Source organism: Streptomyces sp. NPDC004658, from assembly GCF_040609555.1.
GTDB lineage: Bacteria > Actinomycetota > Actinomycetes > Streptomycetales > Streptomycetaceae > Streptomyces.
Genome location: NZ_JBEXKG010000028.1, coordinates 59398 through 69575, shown reverse-complemented (window position 1 = coordinate 69575; position 10178 = coordinate 59398). Strand labels below are relative to the sequence as shown.

Annotated in this window: 9 protein-coding genes, 1 tRNA gene and 1 pseudogene; 7 read left to right on the top strand and 4 right to left on the bottom strand. The window is 70.6% G+C overall.

The window, feature by feature from the left end:
- Positions 1-871: pseudogene (locus ABZV94_RS13315) on the bottom strand (hypothetical protein); the annotation flags it as partial.
- 10 nt (positions 872-881) lie between these two features.
- A complete protein-coding gene (locus tag ABZV94_RS13310; protein WP_356340326.1) occupies positions 882-1922 on the bottom strand; it encodes an HNH endonuclease in 1041 nt (346 codons plus the stop codon).
- A 286-nt stretch (positions 1923-2208) separates the two neighbouring features.
- On the opposite strand from ABZV94_RS13310, the gene ABZV94_RS13305 reads away from it, so the two are divergent.
- Together ABZV94_RS13305 and ABZV94_RS13300 are read left to right on the top strand one after the other, a co-directional pair.
- Positions 2209-2724, top strand: coding sequence for a YwqJ-related putative deaminase (locus tag ABZV94_RS13305; protein ID WP_356340324.1), 516 nt, complete (start codon positions 2209-2211; stop codon positions 2722-2724).
- Between the two features lie 49 nt (positions 2725-2773).
- Positions 2774-3268, top strand: a complete 495-nt coding sequence (locus tag ABZV94_RS13300; protein WP_356340322.1) for an SUKH-3 domain-containing protein — start codon at positions 2774-2776, stop codon at positions 3266-3268.
- Positions 3269-3316: 48 nt separating this feature from the next.
- On the opposite strand, the gene ABZV94_RS13295 is transcribed toward ABZV94_RS13300, so the two are convergent.
- Together ABZV94_RS13295 and ABZV94_RS13290 are read right to left on the bottom strand one after the other, a co-directional pair.
- Positions 3317-4201: a TIGR04222 domain-containing membrane protein gene (locus ABZV94_RS13295; RefSeq protein WP_356340321.1), complete on the bottom strand. Its 885-nt coding sequence runs from the start codon at positions 4199-4201 to the stop codon at positions 3317-3319.
- A 29-nt stretch (positions 4202-4230) separates the two neighbouring features.
- On the bottom strand, positions 4231-5544 hold the full coding sequence (locus tag ABZV94_RS13290; protein WP_356340320.1) for a histidine kinase: 1314 nt from the start codon (positions 5542-5544) through the stop codon (positions 4231-4233).
- A 166-nt stretch (positions 5545-5710) separates the two neighbouring features.
- Here ABZV94_RS13290 and ABZV94_RS13285 point away from each other — a divergent pair, with 166 nt between their 5' ends.
- The 5 genes from ABZV94_RS13285 (at position 5711) to ABZV94_RS13265 (ending at position 10161) form a co-directional block, all read left to right on the top strand.
- Complete coding sequence (locus ABZV94_RS13285) at positions 5711-6571, top strand: hypothetical protein (protein ID WP_356340318.1); 861 nt, start codon at positions 5711-5713, stop codon at positions 6569-6571.
- Between the two features lie 14 nt (positions 6572-6585).
- Positions 6586-6662, top strand: a tRNA-Gln gene (locus ABZV94_RS13280).
- A 112-nt stretch (positions 6663-6774) separates the two neighbouring features.
- Positions 6775-8223: a bifunctional UDP-N-acetylglucosamine diphosphorylase/glucosamine-1-phosphate N-acetyltransferase GlmU gene (gene glmU / locus ABZV94_RS13275; RefSeq protein ID WP_356340317.1), complete on the top strand. Its 1449-nt coding sequence runs from the start codon at positions 6775-6777 to the stop codon at positions 8221-8223.
- A 154-nt stretch (positions 8224-8377) separates the two neighbouring features.
- The gene (locus ABZV94_RS13270) at positions 8378-9358 is read left to right on the top strand and encodes a ribose-phosphate diphosphokinase (protein ID WP_356340316.1); all 981 of its coding nucleotides are present in this window, start codon (positions 8378-8380) and stop codon (positions 9356-9358) included.
- Positions 9359-9567: 209 nt separating this feature from the next.
- A complete protein-coding gene (locus tag ABZV94_RS13265; RefSeq protein ID WP_356340314.1) occupies positions 9568-10161 on the top strand; it encodes a 50S ribosomal protein L25/general stress protein Ctc in 594 nt (197 codons plus the stop codon).
- Positions 10162-10178 lie beyond the last annotated feature (17 nt).

Genomic DNA, 10178 nt, shown 5'->3' with positions numbered 1-10178 from the left:
CTCCGCTCGAACCGACTTGATCTTCGGATGATCGATCGCGTGTCCGAATTGCACAGATTGTTAGCGCCCCGGGTGCGCCCCCCTGCCCACCCGGCAGGTCCAGCGCCGGTGCGACCGCCGTCGGCGGCAGCTGGCTACCGCCCGACATCAGCGCGGTCGGCGCGTCCGGCGCGGCCGCCGGCGGACGCGGTGCCTCCTCCGCGTCGCTCAACGGCGGCGCGAACACCGTCGCGGGCAGCGGCACCGAACGGTCGTCCTCACCGGGCCCCGCGTTCGTGTCGGTACCGGCCCACGGCGTCGCCCCCGCGGGCACCTCCGCCGTCGGCACCCCGGCCTGTGTCCGGGCCGGACCGGCCCCCTGGGAGGAAGCCGCATCCGGCGCCGCACCGCGCGCCGAACCCGCGTCAGCGACCTCCCCGGCCGCAGCCGAACCCGGCTCGGCGGACGCCCCCGCGGCCGGAACCGGCGAACCCGCACCCTCGGTCCGCTCGCCCAGCCCCAGCCTGTCCGCCGCCTCCTGCAACCACTCCGGAGGCGTCAGCAGGAACGACGTCTGGTTCAGGTCCAGCCGCGCCGCGGCAGGCGCCGGCACCGCGTCCCGCGGCTCGTCCGCACGGCCGTACTCCTCCTCGTACCGGCGGATCACCTCACCCACCGGCAGCGCGGGCCACAGCGTCGCCTCCCCGCTGTCCCGGGCGATGACCAGCCGCTGGCCGCCCGCGTCCGAACGCGGGCCCTCCGCCCGGTCCTCCCCCCACACCACGAACCCCAGCTCGAACTCCCGCACCCGCACCTCACGGTGCTGGTACGCGGGCACGTCGCCGTTGATCCACTCCTCGGCGCGCTCCTGCGCCTGCGCGTACGTCACCATCGCCTGAAGCTCACTCCCCCACCGGACCGGAAGACGCCGAGCCGGAAGACACCGGGACGACACGCGCGAAACCGCCGTCCACCATCAGATGGGCCACCGTCTCCAGCTCCGGCGGACTGCCGGCCAGCCGGGACAGGAACGCGTCGAAGTCGTCGCCGCACGGCAGCAGCAGACGCTCCACCCGCTCCGCCGGCGACCACGACGGATCCACGTCCCGCACATCGTCGTACGCGCAGAACCACACCGAACCGACCCGCTCGCCCTTCACCTTCACCGCGAGCAGCCCGCCCTGCACGAACGTCACCCCGAGGTAGTCCTTCGTCAGATGGTCGCGCAGGCACTTGTTCACGTACACCAGGTCATTGACCGCCGCCTCGTCCCGCACCGTGAAGAACGGCTGGTCCAGCAGCAGCCCCAACTCGGCGTCCAGCGCCGTGCCGACCGGCGCACAGCCACCCGCCGCCTTCAGGAACGAGCGGTAGGCACCCGGCAGCCGGTAGCCGAGATCCTCCTCGACCCCCATCACCTGCGCCTCCGTCACGGCCACACCCGACTTCGGCAACCCGAAATGCGCCGGCCGCGACTCCTGCAACGGCCGCGTACCGCGCTTGCCGTGGTCCACCGGCGCCGTCGCCACCCCACCGTGATGCCGCAGCAGCGCCTTCACCTCGACCGGCACCAGCTCCAGCCGCCGCGTACCCGCCACGTGATGCCACGTCCAGCCGTGCGGCGTCGCCACATCCGGCACCGTGTCCCACAACTCGTGCCCCGCCGCCGCCAGCGCCGCGTTCGCCGACACATAGTCCGTCAGCCGCAACTCGTCGACCCCGAAGCCCTCCGGCGGCTCGGCGATCTCCACCGCCACGCGCGCGTACGGCGAGAAATCGGGGTACCCCCGCTCATCGACCCGTACCCCTCTCGGGTGACGTGCCGCCCGCACCGGATCCGGAAAGTGCACGACCTGCCCGGCGTAGGCCGCGTTCGGCGGCGCGGCTTGTCCACCGGCCTGGCCGCTGGGCGGTGTACCCAGCCCGAGCCGACCTGTCGTCATGGCGGTTGCCCCCTGCGGCGTTCTCTTAGGCCTGAACGGCGGTGTCGATCGCGGATGGCGACAGCCTATGCGGTACGCCAACCCCGGTCACCGGCCCACCACATCCCCACCCCGGCCCCCGCACGCCCCACGAGCACCCCCGTCCCCCATCACCGTGACCAGCCGTCACCCCACCGTCACAACCCGCCCCGACACGGGCGTGTCGCACCGACCCAGCTTCCCCACCAGCCACGGCATTTGGCACCCTGTGTCCTTCGGGGGGATGCCCGGGGAGGGAAGAACGATCATGAATACTCTGCAGACCGGAGGTACCGACGTGCGGGCCGGCGACCCTCGCATCGACTGGAGCGGCACCGACACACCCCCCGCCCCCACCCTCCGGCACCGCCGCGACGGCATCCTCCCCACCGTCGCCGCCGCCCTCTCCGTCCGCGGCACCACCCTCACCGGCACCGCCGCCCGCAGCGACCAGCCCCCGGCCCTGCACCCCCTCGTCCAGGACTTCCTCGACACCCTCACCAGCGACCAACGCGACCGCTTCACCGGCCGCTGCGCCGAGACCATCCTCATCTCCCGGCACATCGCCGCCGCCGACGCCGCCCGCAGCAAACGCGCCGCCCGTCGGCCCATGACCAACGGCGAAGCCCGCAAAGCCCTCAAACACGCCAAACTCACCGCCCGCCGCATACGCGAGGACGGCGACCCCCTCCACGGCAGCTTCGCCGCCCCCTGCCGCGCCTGCACCGCCCTCAGCGCCCACTTCGGCGTCCGCATCGTCGACCCCACCGCGACCGACGACTGACCCACCCGCACCACCGGAACCACCAGCACGCACGACGATCGAAGGGCAGATGCACCCCGACCGCACCTCGACCACGCGCTTCCCCGTACCCGTCGACGCCGCCCTGCGCGCCGCCGGCTGGCAACCCGGACGCTGGGACATAAAGCAGGCCGAGATCTGGGCCGACGCCCTGCGCGAACACACCTCACCCGCCGGACACCGGCACACCGTGTTCCCCGCCGCCGTCGAAGCCTGGGCCGAATTCGGCGGCCTCAGCATCAGCCCCACCGGCCCCGGCCGCCAGATCGCCCCCGCCGGCCTCCACGTCGACCCCCTCCACGGCCTCCACCACGCCCGCACCCTCGGCGACCTCGGCCGCGCCCTCGGCACCGAACTCAGCCCCCTCGGCCAGGAGACCGACAACGCCGCCCTCCTCGCCATCGACGCCGAAGGCCGCGTCTACACCATCGACCACACCGGCGACTGGTACCTCGGCCCCGACATCGACCACGCCCTGTCCACCCTCATCACCGGCATCCAACCCGTCCGCCTCACAGCCGGCTGACACCCCGGCCAGCACCACACCACCGGCCGCCCTCCGGCACCGGCACACCTACAGCCCGCCCAGCCCCGGCGGATCCTCGAAGCCCACATCCCCGGACCCCGACGAAGGCCACCGCGTCGCATCCCGCAAACGCCCCAGCTCGTCGTACATCCAGCCCCGAGCCGCCTTCCCCAGACGTACGGCCGCCTCCCCGCGCAACCCGTCGTTCCCCGCCGGCGCCCACACCCCGCTCGGCAACCGCGCCTCGTGCGCGGCAAGCGCCGCACGCCCCGCCGGCGACACCCGCCCGGACCACACGCCCTCATGCCGATGGGCGCCCGCGCCGAAGGCCATCACCACCACCACGACCGCCACCACGACCCACACCGGCCCGTCCCCCGCCGCCGCGACAGCCACCGCCGCCACCCCCAGCAACCCCGACACCCAGCGAGCCGCCCACAGCCACCAACAGGCCGCATCGCACACCCGCCCCCGCGACGGACTGCCGTCCACCAGCCCCCACCCCGCCAGACGGTCACCGACCGCCTCGATCGCCGGACTCCTCACCAACCGGTCCATCCGCCGCCACACCCGGCGCCTGGGCCGCACACCGATCACCCCGATCACAGCCGCCTCCACCGCGTCCCGCGGCACCGGATCAGTGATCGTGACCACCTGGTCCCGCACCGACAGCCGCCCACCCAGCAGCATCGACGCCATCGCCGTCAGAGCGACGTACTCACTCCCGCCCGCGAGGAACGCCACCTCGTACAGACCCGGCTCCACACCCTCCGGGCGCGCACCCACCGGCGCATCCGCGAAGCGCCGGTACGCCCGGCGGAAGAACCAGGCGGCGCACCCCGTCACCGCACAGCAAAGACCGAGCAGAATCCCCCACGCCACGACTCCCCCCACCGGCCCCCGCCCCGAAACCCGGCGACCTGCCCCCTGCATGCCCCCGCCGGGACAAGGTCACCCACCCCCTACGCCGCCGGAATCACCGCCGACACCCGGAAACCCCCCGCCTCCGTCGGACCCGACACGAACACCCCGCCCAGCGCCACGACCCGCTCCCGCATCCCCACCAGGCCGTTACCACCCGACGGCAGCCCCGCCGCCGACGCCGACGCCGGCTCCGGCGGCGGCTCGTTCTCCACCTGCATCGCGATCTCCGACACCCGGTGCGCCAACCGCACATGCGTCTTCGCACCCGCCGCATGCTTGTGGACGTTCGTCAACGCCTCCTGCACCACCCGGTACGCCGTCTGCTCGATCTCCGCCGCATACGACCGCACCTCCCCCTCGACCGACAGATCCACCACCATCCCCGCGGCAGCCGACTGCCCGACCAACTCGTCCAGCTCCGACAGACACGGCCCCTCCACCGCCGCCTCCGCCTCGGCCACCCGGGAAGCCGCCGCGGCAGCCGCCTCCCCCACCGCCGCCAACGGCGCCGACGCCGCACGCCGCCCCGCGTCCTCCCCCGCCCGCAGCACCCCCAGCATCTCCCGCAACTCGGTCAGCGCCTGCCGCCCCATGTCCCCCACCAGCGCCGCGTTCCGCACCGCCTTCTCCGGATCCTTCCGGGCCACCGCCTGCAACGCCGCCGCGTGCACCACCATCAGACTCACCCGGTGCGCGACCACGTCGTGCATCTCCCGCGCGATCCGCGTCCGCTCCTCGTTACGGGCCCACTCCGCCCGCTCCTCCGCCCGCTCCGCGAGCAGCTGAAGCTCCCGCTCCAGACTGTCCGCCCGCTCCCGCAAGCTCTCCATCAAACGCCGCCGCGCCCCCACGTACAGACCCAGCAGCACCGGCGGAGCCGTCAGCCCCAACGCCGTCGTCACCGCCGCGAACGGCACGAACCAGTCACCCAGCGTCAGATCCCCGCGCGACATGTCCTGCCGCACCCGCACGAACGTCACCACCGCCGTCCCCAGCAGCGACATCCCCGACAACGCCCCGATGATCCGCCGCGGCAGCTCACACGCGGCCAGCGTGTACAGACCGACCACGCCCATCAGGAAACCCATCTGAGCAGGCGTGATCGCGATCGCCACCAGCACCACCGCGATCGGCCACTTACGGCGCACCAGCAGCACCGAGCCGGCGACCAGACCGAACACGATCCCCACGGACGCCGGGATCCCCGCGTCCCGCGCGAACGGAATCCCCTCCGCCGCGCACTCCAGGGCGGACACCAGCGCGAGGCCCCCGTCGAACACCGCACTGCGCCGCCTCACCCACCACCAAGGGCCGGTCAGCGCCCTCCCGTGGTCTTCCCCCGTCGTGGTCATGCCTCCAGCCTACGGGCGAGCGGTACGGCATTTCCGGTGACTTTCGCCTACCACCACACGCCACCCTCCGTGACCGAACGACCTCGAAACCACCCGCTATCCCTCGAACTGGTGAACCTCCACCGTTCGACCCCGGAACCCAACATTCCGTCCGGACGGTATGCGTATGGCACATTCACCGGGCAAATACGCCGACTTCGAGGGACTCAGAGAGCAGGCCGTGGCACTCCGCCGGGCCGGGCTGAGCCGACGCCAGATCCGCGACCGGCTCCACGTCGACAACAACGACATCCTCAACAGGCTCCTGGAGGGCGAGCCCCCGCCGGAATGGACGAAACGCCCCAACGCCAAGGACGACCTCCGAGAGAGGGCACGGGAGCTGCGGCTCCAGGGCTGGACCTACGACCGGATCCAGGTGGAGCTGGGCTGCTCGAAGAGTTCGATCTCACTGTGGGTGCGGGATCTGCCTCGACCGGAACGCAGGAACCCCTCGGAGCAGGCAAAGATCGCGGCCCGGAAACGCTGGGAACATGAACTGGCGGTACGGGACAAGGAGCGTCAGAAGACCAAGATGGTCGCCGCGAGCGAGATCGGTGTCATGAGCGCCCGCGAGCTCTTCATGACGGGAGTCGCCCTCTACTGGGCCGAGGGTGCCAAGGACAAGCCGTACGCGCGACGCGAGAGTGTGCAGTTCGTCAACAGCGACCCTGGTGTTATCCGGATCTACCTCGCCTGGCTGGACCTGCTTGAGGTAGAGCGCGAACGTCTCCGATATCGCGTGATGATCCACGCGACGGGCGACATCGAGGCAGCCAAGCGCTACTGGGCCGACCTCGTCGATGTCGACGCCTCCACCTTCCAGCGGACGACTATCAAGAAGCACAACCCGAAGACCGTCCGCAAGAACGTGGGCGAGAACTACCGGGGCTGTCTCGTGATCAGCGTCCTCCGAGGAGCGGAGCTGTACCGCCGTATCGAGGGCTGGTGGACGGGCATGGTGGTAGCAGCGGATCATCGAACCACGTAGGCTAAGCGCGGCAATCCCGGGTTGCTCTGTCGGTAGGGGCGACTGGACTTTGAATCCAGGTAAGACGCAGGTTCGACTCCTGCCCCGGGAGCCGCCCACCGGGCCCTGACACCACCGTCAGGGCCCGCGCTCATGTCCCCCTCAACCCACCCCGGTATCCTGCGGCTGTCACCCCCACCCACCCACAGCCGAAGGGCAACCCCGTGAGCGCCATCCGCCCGGCCGCCGTCGTCGTTCTCGCAGCGGGTGAGGGCACCCGTATGAAGTCGGCCACACCGAAGGTCCTGCACGACATCTGCGGCCGTTCCCTGGTCGGACACGTGCTGGCCGCCGCCCGTGAGTTGGACCCGCAGCACCTGGTCGTCGTCGTGGGCCACGCCCGTGAGCAGGTCACCGCGCACCTCGCCGAGATCGACCCGGCCACCAGGACCGCCGTGCAGGCGGAGCAGAACGGGACCGGGCACGCCGTGCGGATGGGCCTGGAGGAGCTGGGCGGGTCCGTCGACGGGACCGTCGTGGTCGTGTGCGGGGACACGCCGCTGCTCACCGCCGGCACGCTCCGGCGGCTCGCCGAGACGCACCACGCGGACGGCAACGCCGTGACCGTGCTGACGGCCGAGGTTCCGGACGCGACCGGTTACGGCCGGATCGTGCGGGACGAGGCGACGGGTGCCGTCACGGCGATCGTGGAGCACAAGGACGCGTCCGAGGCGCAGCGGGCGATCCGGGAGATCAACAGCGGTGTGTTCGCGTTCGACGGGCAGCTGCTGGCGGACGCGCTGAAGAAGGTGCGGACGGACAACAGCCAGGGTGAGGAGTACCTCACGGACGTGCTGGGGATCCTGCGGGAGGCCGGGCACCGGGTGGGGGCGTCGGTGGCGGCCGATCACCGTGAGATCGCCGGGATCAACAACCGGGTGCAGCTCGCCGAGGCGCGGCGGATCCTGAACGACCGGCTGCTGGAGCGGGCGATGCTGGAGGGGGTCACGATCGTCGACCCGGCGACCACGTGGGTCGATGTGACGGTGGCCTTCGAGCGGGACGTGGTGGTGCATCCGGGGACGCAGCTGACGGGGTCCACGCGGCTGGGTGAGGGTGCCGAGGTGGGGCCCAACAGCCGGCTGAAGGACACCGAGGTGGGTGCGGGGGCGCGGGTGGACAACACGGTGTCGGACGGGGCGGTGGTGGGGCCGCAGGCGTCCGTGGGGCCGTACGCCTATCTGCGGCCGGGGACCCGGCTGGGTGCGAAGGGCAAGATCGGGACGTACGTGGAGACGAAGAACGCGTCCATCGGTGAGGGTACGAAGGTGCCGCACCTGTCGTATGTCGGGGACGCGAGGATCGGTGAGTACACGAACATCGGGGCGGCGAGCGTGTTCGTGAACTATGACGGTCAGGACAAGCATCACACCACGGTGGGGTCGCATTGCCGGACGGGTGCGGACAACATGTTTGTGGCTCCTGTCACGGTCGGGGACGGTGCCTACACCGCCGCCGGGTCGGTGATCACGAAGGATGTGCCGCCCGGTTCGCTGGCCGTGGCCCGTGGTCAGCAGCGGAATATCGAGGGTTGGGTGGCCCGGAAGCGGCCGGGGAGTGCGGCGGCGAAGGCGGCCGAGGCGTCGTCCGGGCAGGGTGGGAGCGAGGACTGACCGGAAACGGGTGCGCCAAACACGGCGTACCGTGATAAGTGCACATCCGCACGTGTGCACCCCGCACCCTTACCAGCTGATACGGCCTCTCACGCCCAGCCGAGAGGTCGCCGAGCAGCCGGCTGGCTGAGACAACCTCTGAGGAGACTGTGCTGTGACCGGGATCAAGACGACCGGCGAGAAGAAGTTGATGTTCTTCTCCGGCCGCGCCCACCCCGAGCTTGCCGAGGAGGTCGCCCAGCAGCTGGGTGTCGGGGTCGTCCCGACGAAGGCCTTCGACTTCGCGAACGGTGAGATCTATGTCCGTTACCAGGAGTCGGCTCGTGGTGCGGACTGCTTCCTGATTCAGAGCCACACGGCTCCGATCAACAAGTGGATCATGGAGCAGCTGATCATGATCGATGCGCTGAAGCGTGCTTCGGCGCGGTCGATCACTGTGATCGTGCCGTTCTACGGTTACGCGCGGCAGGACAAGAAGCACCGGGGTCGTGAACCGATCTCGGCGCGTCTGATCGCGGATCTGATGAAGACGGCGGGTGCGGACCGCATCCTGACCGTGGATCTGCACACGGATCAGATCCAGGGTTTCTTCGACGGGCCGGTGGACCACCTGTTCGCGCTGCCGCTGCTGGCGGACTACGTGGGTGCGAAGGTGGACCGGGAGAAGCTGACGGTGGTGTCGCCGGACGCGGGCCGGGTGCGGGTGGCGGACCGGTGGTGTGACCGGCTCGGTGCGCCGCTGGCGATCGTGCACAAGCGGCGTGACAAGGATGTGGCGAACCAGGTGACCGTCCACGAGGTCGTGGGTGAGGTCAAGGGTCGTGTGTGTGTCCTGGTGGACGACATGATCGACACGGGTGGCACGATCTGCGCCGCGGCCGACGCGCTGTTCGCGCATGGTGCGGAGGATGTCATCGTGACGGCGACGCACGGTGTGCTGTCGGGTCCGGCTGCCGATCGTCTGAAGAACTCGCGGGTGAGTGAGTTCGTGTTCACGAACACGCTGCCGACGCCGGGTGAGCTGGCGGTGGATCTGGAGAAGATCAAGGTGCTGTCGATCGCTCCGACGATCGCGAGTGCGGTGCGTGAGGTGTTCGAGGACGGGTCGGTGACCAGCCTCTTCGACGAGCAGTGAGGTTTCTGCACCCCTTTGCGCGTCCCTCTTTCGCACCCTTGAGGTGATCGTTTTGGGTACGGCCTCCCCCTCCGAGTAGACTGCTGCAGTTGCTCGGCGAGGGAGGCCGTACTCGTGTACGGCGGTCCGTTATCGACGCGCTCTTCGTAGCAGGCCGTTCGTGGCCGGGTGACCACGTCCGTTCCGAGTTCCTACGAGGAGTGATCCACATGTCCGAGGTGAAGCTCAGCGCCGAGACCCGCACCGAGTTCGGCAAGGGTGCGGCCCGCCGCATCCGCCGTGACAACAAGGTGCCGGTCGTTCTGTACGGCCACGGCTCCGACCCGCTGCACCTGACCCTGCCGGGCCACGACCTGCTGCTGGCGCTGCGTACGCCGAACGTCCTGATCTCCCTGGACATCGACGGCAAGACCAACGAGCTGGCGATCCCGAAGGCCGTGCAGCGCGACCCGCTGAAGGGCTTCCTGGAGCACGTCGACCTGCTGCTGGTCAAGCGTGGCGAGAAGGTCACGGTCGAGATCCCGGTGCACGTCGAGGGCGAGCTGGCCCCGGGCGGCAACCTGCTGGAGCACGTCCTGGACGCGCTGCCGGTCGAGGCCGAGGCCACGCACATCCCCGAGGCCGTGACCGTGTCCGTCGAGGGTCTGGCGGCCGGTGCCTCCATCCACGCCAAGGACATCACGCTGCCGAACGGCGTGTCCCTGGCCGTGGACGAGGACGCCGTGGTGATCCAGGTCCTGCAGGCCCAGGTCGAGGAGACCGAGGGCGAGGCCGCCGAGGGCGAGGAGGCGGCGGAGGCCTGATCCTCGCCGTCGTCATC